This window comes from Desulfoferula mesophila (assembly GCF_037076455.1).
GTDB classification, from domain to species: Bacteria; Desulfobacterota; Desulfarculia; order Desulfarculales; family Desulfarculaceae; genus Desulfoferula; species Desulfoferula mesophila.
Map to the genome: position 1 here is coordinate 1530451 of NZ_AP028679.1, position 15703 is coordinate 1546153.

At 65.9% G+C, this 15703-nt stretch carries 14 protein-coding genes and 1 tRNA gene; 4 read left to right on the forward strand and 11 right to left on the reverse strand.

Annotated features, from left to right (window positions below; genetic code table 11):
* Positions 1-18: 18 nt before the first annotated feature.
* The 11 genes from AACH32_RS06745 to AACH32_RS06795 form a co-directional block, all read right to left on the reverse strand.
* Positions 19-1251: an ABC transporter substrate-binding protein gene (locus tag AACH32_RS06745; protein ID WP_338606019.1), complete on the reverse strand. Its 1233-nt coding sequence runs from the start codon at positions 1249-1251 to the stop codon at positions 19-21.
* A gap of 76 nt (positions 1252-1327) precedes the next feature.
* Positions 1328-1960, reverse strand: a complete 633-nt coding sequence (locus AACH32_RS06750) for a cysteine hydrolase family protein (protein ID WP_338606020.1) — start codon at positions 1958-1960, stop codon at positions 1328-1330.
* 76 nt (positions 1961-2036) lie between these two features.
* The gene (locus AACH32_RS06755) at positions 2037-2711 is read right to left on the reverse strand and encodes a GntR family transcriptional regulator (RefSeq protein WP_338606021.1); all 675 of its coding nucleotides are present in this window, start codon (positions 2709-2711) and stop codon (positions 2037-2039) included.
* Between the two features lie 331 nt (positions 2712-3042).
* Positions 3043-3117, reverse strand: a tRNA-Val gene (locus AACH32_RS06760).
* Positions 3118-3945, reverse strand: a complete 828-nt coding sequence (locus AACH32_RS06765; protein WP_338606022.1) for a pseudouridine synthase — start codon at positions 3943-3945, stop codon at positions 3118-3120.
* 6 nt (positions 3946-3951) lie between these two features.
* Positions 3952-4866: an SMC-Scp complex subunit ScpB gene (gene scpB, locus AACH32_RS06770; protein WP_338606023.1), complete on the reverse strand. Its 915-nt coding sequence runs from the start codon at positions 4864-4866 to the stop codon at positions 3952-3954.
* Positions 4863-5633 carry a segregation and condensation protein A gene (locus AACH32_RS06775; RefSeq protein ID WP_338606024.1) on the reverse strand — a complete coding sequence of 257 codons (771 nt, stop codon included), beginning with the start codon at positions 5631-5633 and terminating at the stop codon, positions 4863-4865. Before AACH32_RS06775 ends, scpB begins: the two co-directional genes overlap by 4 nt.
* Positions 5634-5645: 12 nt before the next feature.
* The gene (locus AACH32_RS06780) at positions 5646-6317 is read right to left on the reverse strand and encodes a site-2 protease family protein (RefSeq protein ID WP_338606025.1); all 672 of its coding nucleotides are present in this window, start codon (positions 6315-6317) and stop codon (positions 5646-5648) included.
* Positions 6317-8998 (reverse strand): CBS domain-containing protein, encoded by a 2682-nt coding sequence (locus tag AACH32_RS06785; protein ID WP_338606026.1) that lies wholly within the window; start codon positions 8996-8998, stop codon positions 6317-6319. Before AACH32_RS06785 ends, AACH32_RS06780 begins: the two co-directional genes overlap by 1 nt.
* A 7-nt stretch (positions 8999-9005) precedes the next feature.
* Positions 9006-9923, reverse strand: a complete 918-nt coding sequence (locus AACH32_RS06790) for a site-specific tyrosine recombinase (RefSeq protein WP_338606027.1) — start codon at positions 9921-9923, stop codon at positions 9006-9008.
* Entirely contained in the window at positions 9910-11010 is a 1101-nt protein-coding gene (locus AACH32_RS06795; RefSeq protein ID WP_338606028.1) for an aminopeptidase P family protein, read from the reverse strand. The genes AACH32_RS06790 and AACH32_RS06795 overlap by 14 nt, the downstream gene beginning before the upstream one ends.
* Before the next feature lie 149 nt (positions 11011-11159).
* Between AACH32_RS06795 and AACH32_RS06800 the strand changes: the two genes are divergently transcribed.
* The 4 genes from AACH32_RS06800 (at position 11160) to AACH32_RS06815 (ending at position 15700) form a co-directional block, all read left to right on the forward strand.
* Positions 11160-12560: a sigma 54-interacting transcriptional regulator gene (locus tag AACH32_RS06800; protein WP_338606029.1), complete on the forward strand. Its 1401-nt coding sequence runs from the start codon at positions 11160-11162 to the stop codon at positions 12558-12560.
* 80 nt (positions 12561-12640) lie between these two features.
* Positions 12641-13453 carry a pyrroline-5-carboxylate reductase gene (gene proC, locus AACH32_RS06805; RefSeq protein WP_338606030.1) on the forward strand — a complete coding sequence of 271 codons (813 nt, stop codon included), beginning with the start codon at positions 12641-12643 and terminating at the stop codon, positions 13451-13453.
* Between the two features lie 36 nt (positions 13454-13489).
* A complete protein-coding gene (locus AACH32_RS06810; protein ID WP_338606031.1) occupies positions 13490-14776 on the forward strand; it encodes an IMP cyclohydrolase in 1287 nt (428 codons plus the stop codon).
* Positions 14777-14794: 18 nt separating this feature from the next.
* Positions 14795-15700, forward strand: a complete 906-nt coding sequence (locus tag AACH32_RS06815; protein WP_338606032.1) for a mechanosensitive ion channel family protein — start codon at positions 14795-14797, stop codon at positions 15698-15700.
* Positions 15701-15703: the final 3 nt, after the last annotated feature.

Sequence of the window (15703 nt, forward strand, 5' to 3'; positions counted from 1 at the left end):
TCTCCGCGGTTGGGGGATCTACTTGTAGCCGAGCATCTTCAGGGAAGGCAGGTAGTCCGGGCCGGTGTAGGCGCCGATAACCTGGACCAGGTCCCACTTGTCCTTGCGCTCCTTGGCGCTCTTGCCCTTAACCACGAAGGCGTTGTACTTGAAGATGGGCTGGTGATCGATGCGCCAGGTGCCCTTGCCCTTCATGGACTCGAAGGAGGGATTGGCCATCACCGCGGCGGCCACCTTCATGGGGTCGTTGGTCTGGGCCAGGGACAGGCCGCGCAGGGCCTCCTTGGTGCCGATGTAGGCCATGGCCGAGTAGGGATCGGGCGGATAGCCGTATTCCTTGCGGAACTTGTCGGCAAAGGCCTTGCTCTGGGCGGCGATGGCGGCGTCTTCGAAGCCGGTCATGTCGTAGTACCAGCTCATCAGGCTGTAGACGCCTTCCAGGGCCTCGGCGGGCACGCCCGCGCCAAACACGTTGGTCATCCAGTTGAACCACACGGTGGTCTTGTTCTTCAGGCCAGTCTCATAGCACTGCTTGAGCACGTTGATGGCGTCGGTGCCCCAGTGGGCCAGCATCACCGCGTCGGGCTTCATTTCGATGATCTTGGTGAGGTAGGAGGTGAAGTCGCTGGTGCCCACCGGCGACTCCAGGTACTCGGCCTTCACGCCCAAGGTTTTGAAGGCGGCCTGGGCGCCCTTCCACTGGTCCTGGCCAAAGGCGTAGGCCGGGCCGAAGAAGACGATTTTTTTCTTCTTGAGGTTCTTCACCAGGTAGGCCGCGCTGCCGTAGCCCGCCGAGTAGGCGCAACCATGCACCGCGAAGGTGGTGGGGGCCATCTCGTCCTTGGCGAACATGCCCAGGGCCACCACGTTGACCGGGAAGTAGGCCATGGGGCTGCGCTTGACCTGCTTGTTGAGCGCGCCGGTGATGGAAGCGAAGGTCTGACCGACTATAACGTCGACCTTGTCCACGTTCTTGAGCTCGCGGAAACGGCGGATGGCCACGTCGGGCTTGGTCTCGTCGTCCTTGACCACGAATTCCACCGGCACCTTGGCCTTGCCCCATTGCAGGCCGCCGGCCTCGTTGATTTCCTTGATGGCCAGCTTGGAGCCGTCCAACTGCACGGGGCCAATGGGGCTGGCCGCGCCGGTAAGGCCGTACATCAGGCCGACTTTTACCTTGGCGGGCGGATCGGCCGCCATGGCCCCCAGAGGCAGGACCATCAGGGCCGCGGCCGCCACAACGGCCGCCACCAATTTTTTTCCTCCGAACGTCATTGTCTCACTCCTCCTTCATTTAAGTGACCGTGCTCCTGTCCGGGGCCTCGGATCACACCAGGGAAGACAGGAACTCTTCGTGATTCATCACCTTGCCGATGCGCGGGAAGATCACCTCTTCGGCGTATTTCTGCTCGCGCTCGGTGTCCGTGGCGGTGCAATCGCCGATGACGATTACCCTAAAGCCGTTGTCATAGGCCGAGCGGGCGGTGGACTCCACGCACCAGTTGGTGTGGAAGCCGACCACGGCCACGTATTCGATCTCGTTGGCCCGAAGCAGGTAGTTGATGGCCGTGGAGTGGAAGGCGTCCAGGGTCAGCTTGCCCCGGATGATGACGTCGCCGTCCTTGGGGGTCAGGGGATCGATGATCTCCGGACCGGGGGTGCCGTCCAACCAGGCGCCGGTGCCCCAGTCGGCCTTCATTTCCATCTCGATGCCGCGCAGGCCGTCGGTGCCGGGGCCGCCGGGCTTGAGCTCGGGAAAGCCGGGCTTGAAAGCCTGGAAGGGGCAGTAGAAGATCTTGCACTTGCCCCGGGCGCCGTCCAGCAGGTTCACCAGGTTCTGGATGACGTTACGTTCCTTGAGCTGGTCGGCGATGTACTGGTACATGGTGCCGCCAGGGGTAAGGAAGTCGTTTTGGGGCTCGATGAGCACGATTGCCGTTTTTTCCGCCGGAATTTTCATTGTCGTAAACCTCCTAGAGGATTTTGAGTTGGCCCGGCCGCCGGATTTGCCCTAGGGCGGCGTACGGGCAGCGTTTCTATCGGCTGGCCTCCTTCAGTGGAAGCCATTCGCCGGATTTGGATTCCTCGATGATGTGACCGCGCATGAGCTGGTTGTGACTGCGGAAGGCGGTTTCGGCGGTTTGGGGGTCGCCGGCCTTGATCGCCGCCAGGAGCTTGGCGTGGTCATCGTAAAGATCGGGCAGAATGGGGGCCAGGTGGGTGGTGAGGGGACGCATCTTGTTCTTGATGGTCTCCAAAAGCTCCTGCAGGTAGGGGTTGCCGCAGGCTTCGTAGACAATGGCATGGAACTCGAAGTCCAATTGCGAGTAGCCCACCAGGTCCCCTTCGGCCACCACCCGCTCCTGGCTCTCCAGGTTGTGCTCCATGCGTTTCATGCCTGCGGGGGTGATGTTGTTGGCGGCCAGGCGGGCGGCCATGCCTTCGAGCATTTCCCGCACCTCGTAGAGCTGCAGGGCCTGCTGGGGAGTTAGCTCGTCCATGAACACTCCCCGGTTGGGGATGTTCTTGACCAGCCCCTCTTGCTCCAAGCGGCCCACCGCCTCCCAAACCGGGGTCCGGCTGACCCCCATCTCCTTGGCCAGGCTCTCCACGTTCAAGCGGGTGCCCGGCTGGAAGCGATGGTTGGAGATCATCTCCTTGAGCGCTTGATAGGCCAGATTGCTCAGTTTCTCTCTGGGCAGCTTAGGCATGTTCCCCCTTCTTGTCTTTCTGTTAAATCCAGGTTACGGGCAGGCCGGGCTCAAGTCAAGAAATTTCATGAAATATGAAAAATAAAATATGAATAATTTGGTGGGAAAACGGGCGCCGTGGCGGATATATGGAAAATTATGTGTTGTTTGAATGGGTTGTGAGTATTTCCCGCGCGGCGGGTTATCGTACTGGAAAAATGAAATCAGCTTGAAAAGGCGATAAAAGTAACTGGCAGAAGGTAGTGGGGCGGGGCGCGCCTTTGCTGAAGGGGGCTTGGGGAGCAAAGAAAAGGGTAGCCAGGCTATTCGCCTAACTACCCTTTAGATCGCTTGGTAGGCCAGAGGGGATTTGAACCCCTGACTTCCACCGTGTGAGGATGGCACTCTCCCACTGAGTTACTGGCCTTCAGTCTCTTTGGCGCCGGGGGCTTGGCTTACGCTTGCGGGCCCCGGCATTGCGTTGCGGGGTTTTTTGTACACCATCGCCGCCTGGTTTGCAAGCATCCTTGAGGCCCGCGGCGGCCCGAAGGGGAAAAATTTCTCCCCGGCTCAGGGGCCGGGCCGCGCCCAAGGGAAGATCGCCCAGGCGCAGGGGGCCGATGCCCACCCGGACCAGGCGCTGCACCCGGTGGCCCACCTCGGCGCACATGCGCCGGATCTCGCGCTTTTTGCCCTCGGTGAGCAAAAAGCTCAGCTTGCTGCCTTGCTGGCTCGAGGCCTTGATGCCCACCTTGGCCGGGGCGGTGCGCCCGCCTTCTATTTCCACCCCGGTGCGCAGGCGCTCCAGGGCCACCGTGCCGGGCCTACCTTCCACCCACACCAGGTAGCGCTTGGGCACCTGGCGGCTGGGGTGGGTCAACCCCTGGGCCAGCTCGCCGTCGTTGGTCATCAGCAATAGGCCCTCGCTGTCATAGTCCAGGCGCCCCACCGGGTAGAGGCGGCCCGCCGTTTCCGGGGGCAGCAGGCTGAGCACCGTGCGGCGCCCCTGGGGATCGCTCACCGTGCTCACCACGCCGGTCGGTTTGTTGACCATCCAATATTCCCGGCGCTCGGTCGGGGGTAGGGGCTTGCCGTCCACGGTGATCTTCTGCGCGGCCGGATCGGCGGTAGCCCCGGGCTGGTCCACCACCTGGCCGTCCACGGCCACCCGGCCGGTCACGATCATCTCGTCGGCCCCGCGGCGGCTGGCCACCCCGGCCTGGGCCAGGATTTTATTCAGGCGTAATTGGGCCATGGTTACCTAAGCGGCTTCCGGGTCGGTTTTGGGAGGCTCTTCGCCCGACCCTTCAGGCTCTTGGTCCGCCTCTGGCTCCGGCTCCGGTTCGGGGTCGGGGACGCCGGGCTCGCCTTGCGCATCGTCCGGCACCGCGGCGGGCTCCTGGGGGGAGCCTGTCTCCGGCTCGGCCTCGGCAGCCTCCGGGGGTTGGTCTTCCGGGGTGTTCGCGTCGCCCTGGTCGGTTTCGTCCTCTGGCTCCGGCGGGGCGTCCCATTCGTCGGGCTCGCCGTCGTCGGTCTCGGCCTCCTTCAGGGGGGGCAGGCCGCCCTCCACGGGGATGAGGTCGTCCAGGGTGGGCGACGGGGGGTGTCCCAGGGGCAGCTCCCCGTCAATATCCGTCGGGGTGTCCTGGGCGATGCCCGCCAGTTTTTCCAACTCTTCCAGGGTGGGCAGGTCGTTCAGGTCCTTAAGGTCGAACACCTCCAGGAAACGGCGGGTGGTGCAATAGATCAGCGGTTTGCCCGGCAGGTCCTCGCGCCCGGCCACCCGCACCAGGTTTTTTTCCATGAGAGTGCGCAGGATGCCGCCCACCTCCACCCCGCGGATGCGCTCGATCTCGGCCTTGAGCACCGGCTGCTTGTAGGCCACCACCGACAGGGTTTCCAGGGCGGCCTTGGACAGGCGGGTGACCTGCTGCTTTTTGAGCTTGCGCAGCCAGAAGGCCATTTCCTTGCGGGTGCGCAACACCCAGCCTCCGGCCACCTGGGCGATCTCCACGGCCCGCTCGGCCTGGGCGTATTCCTGCACCAGGTCTTCCAGGGCCTGTTTGACCGCGTCCCGCTGCTTGTCCTCCAGGACCTGGCAAAGCTGGGCCAGGGTCAGGGGAGTTTCCGAGACAAACAACAGGGCCTCGATGATGGTTTTCAAATCGCGGCTCAAGCCTCGTCCTCCTCCCGCCTGCCGGAAGCCTGGAAGTAAATGCGCATGACCCCCCATCGCTCCGGCTGGTTTTGCTCCGCGGCCACCCTCTCCTGATAGACCCTTATCAGACCCACCCGGGTGATTTCCAACAGGGCCAGGAAGGTTACCACCAGTTGGGGCCTGGTGCGCTGCCCGGAGAAAAATTCCTCAAAGGTCATGGTGCGCCGCACGCGCAAAGCCTCCAACACCTCGCCGATGCGGTCCTCCAGGGACACCCGGTCCTTGGGGATCTCCAGCACCATCTGCTCGTGGCGGTGGGTCATCAGGCGGTGGAAGGCGTCGATGAGGTCGAATACCCCGGCCTCGATGACCTCCTCTTCCCCGGCGCGGGCCTTGTCCAGCTCGCGGCGGCCGCCGCCCCTGGTGAACACGTCGCGGTCCAAGAGGTCGCGGTCGCCCAGCTTGTCCGCCGCCGCCTTGATGCGCATGTGCTCCTTGAGCCGCTCCACCAGGTCTTGGCGGGGGTCATCTTCCTCCTGATCCTCCGAGGAATCGTAGGAGGGCAGCAGCTGGCGGCTCTTGATGTGCAGCAGGGTGGAGGCCATCACCAAAAACTCGCCCGCCACGCCGATGGACATCTCCTGCAACAGGTCCAGATAGCCCAGGTACTGCTTGGTGATAAGGGCCACTGGAATGTCGTAGATGTCCACCTCGTTCTTGCGGATGAGGTGCAACAACAGATCCAGGGGCCCCTCGAATATCTCCAGCTTTACCGCGACGTCCATGCGCTCACCTTATCAATAGGGCAACAGTAGGTTTAGCACGGATCGGGCCGGATACAGAACCAGGGCGCTGATGAGGTCGGGCATGCCCGGCAGCCAGCGGGGCAAAAAGATCAGGGCCAGGAGGATCATGAACCCGTAGCGGTTGAGTTGTTGATAGCGCCAGGCGGCCCTGGGCGGCAGCAGACCGGCCAGGATGCCCGAGCCGTCCAGGGGGGGCAGGGGGATCAGGTTGAAAAAGGCCAGGATCACGTTGACCGTGACCCCCACCATCAGCATCTGCCCGAAAAACCACTTCCACTGGGCGAAATCGTTGAACACCCCGGCACGCACCAGCAGGTAGAGCACCCCGGCGATGACGAGGGCGAACAGCAGGTTGCTCACCGGCCCGGCGGCGCTGATCCACACCGTGTCCCGGCGTGGGTCGCTGAGGCGCCGCGCGTCGATGGGCACCGGCTTGGCCCAGCCGAAGCCGGAGCCGAACCAGGCGGTGACGAAAAACACCAGGGTGCCGGCCAGGTCCAGATGGTTGATCGGGTTGAGGCTCAGACGACCCCGCTCCTTGGCCGTGGGGTCGCCTCTCAGCCAGGCCACCAGGGCGTGGGAGGCCTCGTGCACGGTCAGCGCCATGAGGATGGGCGGAGCCAGGATCAGCAGCTTGAGCAAAAAGTTGGTGATCGTTTCCATCAGGCGCCGTCAGCGGTTTTGGGGAATTCTTTCATCACCAAGCGCTCCTCCTGGTCCCTGGTAAGCACCTCCCCGTCCAGGCGGGCGGCGGTCAGCCGGTCCAGGATGCGTTTGAACAAGGGCCCTGGAGTATAGCCCAGGGCCTTCAGATCGTCACCGTCCATCTCCGGCCGCACCCGGGCCAGGGACAGCATGTACTGGCTCACCGCCTTCTTGGCCCACTGACGGTTGGCCTTGGCCATGATGTAGAGCTGGAACTCGGGACGCTGGGCGTGCAGCAGGAAGTATATCTCCGAGGCGGCCGGTTTCTTGCGCTGCAACAGGTTCATGGCCTTGAGGGCCCGTTCCCGCTCGTTCTCCATCTCGTCGCGCTGCTTGCGCGACATGCCCAGTCGGCGGCCCAGGGCCTGGCGCCCCTCGGGCTCCAGGGGGTCGCTGAGGCCCAGGTAGTATACCAGCCATTGCTCCACCGTCTGGTCCAGAAAGGAGAGCCGGTGCCAGGCCAGGGCCTCTTCCAGGTCTTCCAGCAGTTCCTCTTCCCGGGTCTCCAGCTTGAGGTCGGGGTTGAAGACGTAGAGCAGCTTGAGGTCCCGGAGACGCTGCAAGCAGGCCACGGCCCGCTCCTCCTCCAGCATCTGGCGGAACTCGCCGAACAGCCGCCGGGGCGACAGGCGCTTGAAGGCGTCGATCTTGACCGCGTTCTTGACCAGGCCCTCGGTGAGCTTGCCGATGCGGAAGCCGAAGCGCTGTTCGAAGCGTACCGCCCGAAAGACCCGGGTGGGGTCCTCCACAAAGGAGAGGTTGTGCATAACCCGCACGGCCTTTTCCTTGATGTCTCTGAGGCCGTCGAAAAAGTCCAGCAGCTGGCCGAAGCCGGGCGGGTTGAGCTGCACCGCCAGGGTGTTGATGGTGAAGTCGCGGCGGTACAGGTCCAGCTTGAGGCTGGAAAGCTCCACCACCGGCAGGGCGGCCGGGGAGTCGTAGTATTCCAGGCGGGCGGTGGCCACGTCCAGGCTGAGCCCGCTTTTGGCGAAGGTGAGGTTGGCGGTGTTGAACTTCTTGTGGCTGCGCACCTTGACCTCGGGGTGCAGCTCTCCGTAGCGCCGGGCAAAGGCGATGCCGTCGCCCTCCACCACCACGTCCAGGTCCAGGTTTTCCCGCCGGAGGAACAGGTCGCGCACCGAGCCGCCCACCAGGTAGGCCTTGAAGCCCAGCTCGCCGGCCACCTGGCCCATCTCCTTGAGGGTGCTCATCACCCGCCGGGGCAGGCGCTCGCCCATCAGGCTCTTGATGTTCTTGTTGCGCACCGTGCGGGGGCCTTCTTCGCGGTCCACCAGGCGCTCGGTGATCAGGGGGTTCTCTATGAGAGTATTAAGCAGGTCGGTACGGGTGATGACCCCCAGCAGCTTGCCGTCCTGCATCACCGGCACCAGGCGCTGGCGGCGCTCCACCACCGCCTGCTCCACCTCCAGCAGGGTGGCCTGGGGCGAGAGCGCCTCCACGTGGGGGGTCATGTACTCCACCACGCTGAGCTCGCCCAGGCCGTGGTACACGGCCTTTTCCACGGTCTGGCGGGTGATGATGCCCTTGACCTCGCCCTCCCGGCTGACCGGCAACACATTGACGTTGTAGCGGGTGAGAACCTGCTCCGCCTCCTTGAGCGTGGTCTCGGCGGGCACGGTTATGGGCGGGGCGGTCATCAGGTCGCCGGCCAGGATGGTGGGGTTGATGGCCGAGCGCAGCACGTTGGTCAGACGCTCGGCGGCCTCCACCAAGGTCATGTCCTTCAAGGTGGCGCTGGCCGCGGTGGGGTGGCCCCCGCCGCCCATGGCCTGGGCGATGGCCCCCACGTCCACCTCGGGCAGGCGGGAGCGGGCCACCAGATAGATGCGCCCCTCCATGCGCGCCAGGGCGAACAGGGCGTCCAGGTTTTCCATGTCCATGAACTTATGCACCAGGACCGCGAACTCGGGCACGTAGAAATCGCGGCTCACCTGGCTGACCACCAGCGAGGCCCCGCCCACGTTGAGGGTCTCGGCCGAGCTGATGAGGTCATTGAGCAGGCCCACCTCCTCGGCCGTCAGCTCCCGGGTGATGAGGTTGCTGACCACGCTGAGGTTGGCCCCCTGGCTCAGCAGCCAGGCGGCGGCCTCGTAGTCGGCCGGGGTGGTGGAACTGAAGGTGAAGCTGCCGGTGTCTTCGTAGATGCCCAGGGCCAACAGGGTGGCCTCGCCCTCGCTCAGGGCCACTCCCTGGCCGCGCAGCAGTTGGCTGAGCACCGTTACCGTGGAGCCCACCGGCTCCACGATCTGGTAGGAGGCCTTGACGTCGTTGCCGCTGTCCGGGTGGTGGTCAAAGGCGTGGATCTCCACCTCGGGGTCGTCGGCCAGGGGGCCCAGAGGACCGATGCGTTCCTTTTGGCGGGTGTCCACCACGATCAAACGGCGCACCCGGTCAAAGGGCACCTGCTTGACCTTGACGAAGTTGTAGAGGAAGCAAACCGAGTCCACGAAGAAGTTGCGCAGGTTGCGTTCCTGGGAGCCGGGCAGCACCAGCATGGCCTCGGGGTAGAGCTTGGCCGCGGCCAGCATGGAGGCCAGGGCGTCGTAGTCGGCGTTGATGTGGGTGGTGATCACCTCCACGTCGCGTTGGGAGCGCTTCTTGCCGGACTTTTGTGCCATGTCCCCTCTAGCCCCGCGGATGAAAGCGGTGGTGGATCTCCACCAGCCGCTGGCGGGTTACGTGGGTGTAAACCTGGGTGGTGCCGATGTCGCTGTGCCCCAGCATGAGCTGCACGCTCCTGAGGTCGGCGCCGCCTTCCAGAAGATGGGTGGCAAAGGTGTGGCGCAGGGTGTGGGGGGTCACCGGCCCGCTGATGTTCGCCTTCAGCAGATACTTGCGGATGATCTTCCACAGGCCCATGCGGCTCAGCCCATCGCCCCGGTTGTTAAGGAACACCTCCTCGCGCCGCTTGCCCTTGAGCAGGCGGCCGCGCGGGCCCTCCAGGTAGTCTTTGAGCACCTTGAGCGCCGTCTCGTGCACCGGCACCAGGCGCTCCTTGTCGCCCTTGCCGCGCACCAGCAAGCAGCCCACCTGGAACTGCACGCTGCCCACCCCCAGGGTGATGACCTCGCTTACCCTGAGGCCCGCGGCGTACATCAGCTCCAGGATGGCCCGGTCCCGGCGGCCCAGATCGCTCAGGGGGGCCGGGGCGGCCAGCAAACGGGACATCTCCTCGCGGCTGAGGAAATAGGGCAGGCCGCCAGGCAGGCGGGGCCCCACCAGCCCGGTGAGGGGGTCGTGGCTCATTTCGCCGTGCTTGATGAGCCAGGCCACCAGGCCGCGCAGGGCGCTGAGCCGCCGGGCCCGGGTGCGCGGGGCCAGACCCTGCTTGGCCGCCCGGGACAGATAGCCGATGACGTGCACCGAGTCCACCTGGTCCCAGGCGGTGAGGCCCTCTTCCAGGAGATAGCCGGTGAGGTCGGCCAGGTCCTCGGCGTAGGAGCTCACCGAATTGGCGGCCAGGCCCCGCTCGGCGGCCAGGTGGGTCAGATAGCGGTCCACCGCGCCGTGCAGGGCCGGAGCCTGGGGATCAGGGGAGGTCATAAAAGCGGTCCAGCTTTCCCAGGCGCATACAGCCCTCCTCGGTGAGCAGCACCATGTCTTCCAGGCGCACCCCGCCCCAGCCGGGCAGGTAGATGCCCGGCTCGATGGTGAAGACCATGCCCGGCTCTAGCACCTCCTCGGAGCGCGGGCCCACGTGGGGCTCTTCGTGGGTTTGCAGGCCGACACCGTGGCCCAGCGAATGGCCGAAGCGCGCGCCGAATCCGGCCTGGTCGATCACCTGCCGGGCGATGCCGTCGGCTTCCCCGCCGGTCATGTGGGGCATGATCTCCTGGTAGGCCCGGTTTTTGGCGGCCAGGGTGGTGCCGTAAACCTTGGCGAAGCGCTCGTCCGCCGCCTCCAGGCCCCCGGCCACCACGGTGCGCGATATGTCCGAGCAGTAACCGTTCAGCTTGGCCCCCACGTCGAAGACGATGACGTCGCCCCGCTCGATGACCCGCTCCCCGCTTTCGGCGTGGGGCTCGGCCCCGTTGGGCCCGCTGGCCACCGTCGGGGGAAAGGACACCCCCTCGGCCCCGGCGTCTTCCACCGCCCGGGCGATGGACAGGGCCACCTCGCGTTCGCGCCGGCCGATCAGCTCCCCGGCCAGGGTCTGGTCCAGCACCTTTTCCATCAGGGCCAGGCTGGCGGCCAGGGCCCTGATCTCGGCCGAGTTTTTCTTGACCCGCAGCTTGGAGACCAGGCCCAGGGTGGGCTTCAGCTCCACGCCGGGCAGGCTTTTTTCAAGGCGCAAGCGCCAGTTGTCCAGCATGGCCTCGGATTCGTAGGCCAGATTCTTGAGGCCCAGCTCCGGGGCGATGACCCTGAGCAGAGGGGCCAGGCCCTGGGTGTAGACGATGGTCTCCAGATAGGGGGCCTGGGCCCGGGCCGTAAGTTCGTAACGAAAGTCAGTGAGCAATAAGGCCGCGGTTTGACAGATCAAAAGCGCGCCGGAGCTTTCTCCCCACTGGCCGTCGTCCGGGGTGAATCCGCTGAGGTAGCGCCGGTTGGCGGGCAGGGTCACCAACAGGGCGTCCAGGCCCTGTTTCTTGAGCAGTCGGCGCAGCGCGGCGAGCCGGGATTTTATCATGGTGCTCTCCTGGTGGCGGCTGGCGAATTTCTCCAGCCTGCATAAGATTTTATAGCATCGGGCCCCCTGGGAGGCAAGGCCGGGGCCGCCAGGTTGCGCCGGGACCGAGGCCTGGGGTATGTAGTAAGTACTCTTAGGGGGAGACAGCTTTGCAAGCAGCACAACGCGTAAGTTGGGCCATGGCCGGGGAACTGGCCGGGCTCCTGAGCGGGGAGGCGGGTTCGGCCCTCCCCCAGGTGCGGGAAAGGGCCCATACCACCCAGGCGCCGCGAGGTCTGGACCCCGCCGGCCGCCGGGCGGTGGAGGAACTGGCCCGCCACCTGGTGGAAACGGCGCTGGCCCTGAGCGGCCGGAGCGTGGAGGCGGTCCAGGTGGGCGAAACCCTGCGCCGCGAGGTGCACAAGCGCCTCATGGCCCGGCCCGAGCTGGAGCGCGCGGTGGCGGCCCGTTTGGAGGCGGCCCTGCCCCGCCTGCTCAATCTGGAGCATCTGGTGGAGCTGGCCGGGCGGGGGATCAGCGCCTCCCCGGCGGCGACCGCTCTGGACCGGGAAGAGCTGGTGGCCGGGCCCTCGCCCGCCTTTCGCCGGGTGCTCAAGGAGCTGAGCCTGGTGGCGGAGAGCGACTTTCCGGTGCTCTTGGTGGGCGAGAGCGGCACGGGCAAGGAGCTTCTGGCCCGCCGCCTACACCGGCTCTCCCCCCGGTGCGATGGCCCCATGGTTACGGTGAACTGCGCGGCCATGCCCCCCAACCTGCTGGAGAGCGAGCTTTTCGGCCACGAAAAGGGGGCCTTCACCGGGGCCGAGGCGGCCCGGCCGGGGTATTTCCGCCAGGCCAAGGGCGGCACCCTGTTCCTGGACGAGATCGGCGAGGCTCCGCCGGAGTTGCAAGTGCGCCTGCTCCGGGTCTTGGAGAGCCGCCGGGTCTCCCCGGTGGGCGGCGGCGGCGAGGTGCCGGTGGATTTTCGCTTGGTAACGGCCACCCACCGCGATTTGGCCCAGGCCGCGGCCCAGGGCGAGTTCAACCAGGCCCTACTATATCGTTTGCAGGTGGTGCCCTTGTACTTGCCGCCGCTCAGGGAGCGGCCCGAGGACTTGGACCTGCTCTTGGACCACTTTTTGGCCCAGGCCGGCATGCTGGCCAAGAAGACCCGCCGCCTGGCCCCCAATACCCGCGAGCGGCTCAAGCTCTACTCCTGGCCGGGCAACGTGCGCGAGCTGCGCCATATGTTGCAGCGTCTGGTGGTGCTCTCGCCGGAGTTCGAGATAGGCCCGGAGCTGCTGCCCCCGGAAATAACCGGCGGGGGAGACGAAAGCGCCTGGCACCGGGCCCTGGCCGAGGTGGAAGGGGTGCCCGCCGTCCGGCTGGATGATCTGGCCGGATTTCTGGCCGCCCACCAGGGCCGAGAGGTGGCCAACCAGGATTTGCGCTCCGAGTTGGAGTGTTCCGACTCGACGGCCAAGAACCTGCTGGCCGCCCTGACCCGCCACGGCCTGGTGACCGCCAGCGGCAGTCGGGGAGGTAGGCGCTACCGGGTGGGGAGCCCCGGCTAAACCCGCGCTGGAGCCAGGAGCTGCTAGCATATATATTAGGGTATCAATACCGGCCCCGAGGGGCTGACTAGGAGATGGTCATGGCGCTAAAGGGACGCATAGGCTTCGCCGGTTGCGGCAACATGGGCGGAGCCCTGCTCAAGGGCATGCTGAGCGCCGGGGTGGCCCAGGCCCCCCAGGTGGTGGTGGCCGAAGTGGACGCCGAGCGGGCCAAGCAGCTCAGCACCGACCTGGACGTGGCCACGGTGGCCGCGCCCGCCGAACTGAGCGACCTGGACCTGCTCATCCTGGCGGTGAAGCCCGGCCTGGTGGCCCGGGCGGCCCAGGAGGCGGCCCAGGCCATGCGGCCCGGCAGCCTGGTGATCACCCTGGCGGCAGGGCTCAAGCTGGCCACGGTGGCCTTGGCCCTGCCCGCGGGCCAGGCCCTGGTCAGGGCCATGCCCAACACCCCGGCCCTGGTGGGCAAGGGGGTGACCGCAGTCTGCGCCGATCCGGTGCAAGACTCAGCGTACCTGGACATCGCCCGCGAGGTGTTCGGCGCGGTGGGCCCGGTGGTCACGGTGGAGGAAAAGCTCATGGACGCGGTCACCGCCCTGTCGGGGTCGGGTCCCGCTTACGTCTACGTGATGATCGAGGCCCTGGCCGACGCCGGGGTGTGCCAAGGCCTGGATAGGGCCACCGCCCTGACCCTGGCCACCCACACCGTGGCCGGAGCGGCCCACATGGTCATCAAGACCGGGGAGCACCCCGGAGTGCTCAAGGACTGGGTGACCTCGCCGGGAGGCACCACCGCCGCCGGGATGGCCGAGCTGGAGCGCGGCGGGGTGCGCGGGGTGATCTACCAGGTCATCGAGGCGGCCACCCGCCGGGGCAAGGAACTGGACAAGAAATAACCCGGGCGCGGGCGCGTCCAGGCAAGGAGACAAGAGTTGGCGGATATCAAGGCGCAATATCGCACGGTCATGGCCGATCACTTCCCCTCGGAGGTGAAAATCAACGTGGGCGGCCAGGAGCTGGTCTACAAGAAACGCACCTGGAAGCTCATGGACGGCGGCGAGATGATCGAAAAGGGCTTGCGCTACGGGGAGAACCCCGGCCAGGAGGCGGCCCTGTACGAGCTGGTGGGCGGCGGGCTCACGGTGGGCGACCTCCAGCTGGTGGCGCCGGGCATGGGCCTGGTCAGCGCCATCGACGAGGCCCAGATGCTCCAGGCGGGCAAGCACCCCGGCAAGACCAACCTCACCGACGTGGACGGCGCCCTGCACATCCTGCGCTACCTCACCGACCGCCCGGCCTGCGCCATCATGAAGCACAACAACCCCTCCGGGGCCGCCGTGGCCGACGACATCTCCACCGCCTATGAGAAGGCCTTCCTGGCCGACCTCATCGCCGCCTTCGGTGGGGCGGCGGTGCTCAACCGTCCGGTGGACAAGACCACCGCCGAGATGATGCACGAGCTGTACCTGGAGGTGGTGGCCGCGCCCGCCTATGAGGAAGGGGCCCTGGAGATACTCAAAAAGGCCAAGAACCTGCGCATCCTGGCCATGCCCCGCATCGCCGAGCTGGCCCAGTGGCGCGACCAGCGCTTCTTGGACATAAAGTGCCTCATGGACGGGGGCATGGTTTTGCAGACCTCCTCGTTCAACCCCATCAAGACCCCGGCCGACCTGTTGCCCGCCCGCTGTGAGCACAACGGCGAGATGGTGGAACCCCTGCGCCAGCCCACTCCGGCGGAGCTGGACGACGTGGTGTTCGGCTGGGCGGTGGAGCAGGGGGTGAGCAGCAACAGCGTGATCTACGTGAAAGACGGCTGCACCGTGGGCATCGGCACCGGGGAGCAGGACCGGGTGGGGGTGGCCCGCATCGCCGCCCAAAAGGCCTACGTAAAATACGCCAACAAGCTGTGCTGGCTGGCCCACGGCCTCAAGTACGACGAACTGGCCCTGGCCGTGGCCGAGGGCCGCGAGGACCCGGCCAAGATCAAGGCCATCGACGAGGCGACCCAGGCCGACAAGGGCGGCCTGCCCGGCTCCATCATGATCTCCGACGCCTTCTTCCCCTTCCGCGACGGCGTGGACGTGGGCCTGGCCGAGGGGGTGAGCTGCATCGCCCATCCCGGCGGCAGCCTGCGCGACTGGGAGTCCATCGAAGCCTGCAACCAGGCCGACCCGCCGGTGGCCATGGTCTTCACGGGGCAACGGGCCTTCAAGCACTAGGAGTCAGGGGAGGCGCCTTTGGACTGGAGCTGGCTGGAGATAAAGAACCTTCTCGATCCTTCCCATTGGCTGGGCATGATCGTCCTGGCGGTGGTGCTGTGGTTCGCCGCCTGGGTCGTCTCCCGGCTGTTGGGCAAGCTCCTTGGCCGCTCCAATTGGGTCATGGGCCACCTGGGCCGCCGGGTGGACCCCACCATCATCGCCTATACCCGCCGCCTCAAGACGGTGATCGTCTACCTGGGGGCCTTGCTGCTCTACGCCAGCCTGGTGCCCCAGCTCCGGGGCCTTTTGAGCACCCTGGTGGCCGGCGCGGGCATCACCGCCCTGGTGGTGGGCTTCGCGGCCAAGGGCACCCTGGCCAACCTGATGGCCGGTTTTTCCCTGGCCATTTACCGCCCCATCCGCATCGGCGACAAGGTGACGCTGCAAGATGAATACGGCACCATCGAGGACATCACCCTGCGCCACACCATCGTGCGCACCTGGGAAAACAAGCGCCTGATCATCCCCAACGAAAAAATCGACTCCATGAGCCTGGTGAACCACACCATCATCGACCCCAAGGTGCTGTTCCGCTTGGAGCTGGGGGTCAGCTACGACACCAGCATCGACTTGGCCCGCCGCCTCATCCTGGAGGAGGCCGACAAATGTCCCCACCGCATGCCCGACGACAAAGCCCCGGAAGAGCCCTGGGTGCGGGTCATCAGCCATGGCGACTTTTCCATCGGCCTCAGACTCTACATGTGGTGTCCCAACGTGGACGAGTTCTGGTCGGCCCGCTGGTGGATTCTGGAGATGGTCAAGAAACGCTTCGACGCCGAGGGCGTGGAAATTCCCTTCCCCTACCGCACCCTGGTCTACAAAAAAGACTTGCCCCCGCCCCGGCCGGGCGACGGGGGCGAGGGCGGCGAAAAGGCCGGTTAGCGG

Excerpts from the sequence above, each read along its gene's own strand:
- AACH32_RS06750 (WP_338606020.1), bottom strand. The coding sequence starts at position 1,960 with ATGAAAATTCCGGCGGAAAAAACGGCAATCGTGCTCATCGAGCCCCAA.
- AACH32_RS06755 (WP_338606021.1), bottom strand. The coding sequence starts at position 2,711 with ATGCCTAAGCTGCCCAGAGAGAAACTGAGCAATCTGGCCTATCAAGCG.
- AACH32_RS06765 (WP_338606022.1), bottom strand. The coding sequence starts at position 3,945 with ATGGCCCAATTACGCCTGAATAAAATCCTGGCCCAGGCCGGGGTGGCC.
- AACH32_RS06775 (WP_338606024.1), bottom strand. The coding sequence starts at position 5,633 with ATGGACGTCGCGGTAAAGCTGGAGATATTCGAGGGGCCCCTGGATCTG.
- AACH32_RS06780 (WP_338606025.1), bottom strand. The coding sequence starts at position 6,317 with ATGGAAACGATCACCAACTTTTTGCTCAAGCTGCTGATCCTGGCTCCG.
- AACH32_RS06785 (WP_338606026.1), bottom strand. The coding sequence starts at position 8,998 with ATGGCACAAAAGTCCGGCAAGAAGCGCTCCCAACGCGACGTGGAGGTG.
- AACH32_RS06790 (WP_338606027.1), bottom strand. The coding sequence starts at position 9,923 with ATGACCTCCCCTGATCCCCAGGCTCCGGCCCTGCACGGCGCGGTGGAC.
- AACH32_RS06795 (WP_338606028.1), bottom strand. The coding sequence starts at position 11,010 with ATGATAAAATCCCGGCTCGCCGCGCTGCGCCGACTGCTCAAGAAACAG.
- proC (WP_338606030.1), top strand. The coding sequence starts at position 12,641 with ATGGCGCTAAAGGGACGCATAGGCTTCGCCGGTTGCGGCAACATGGGC.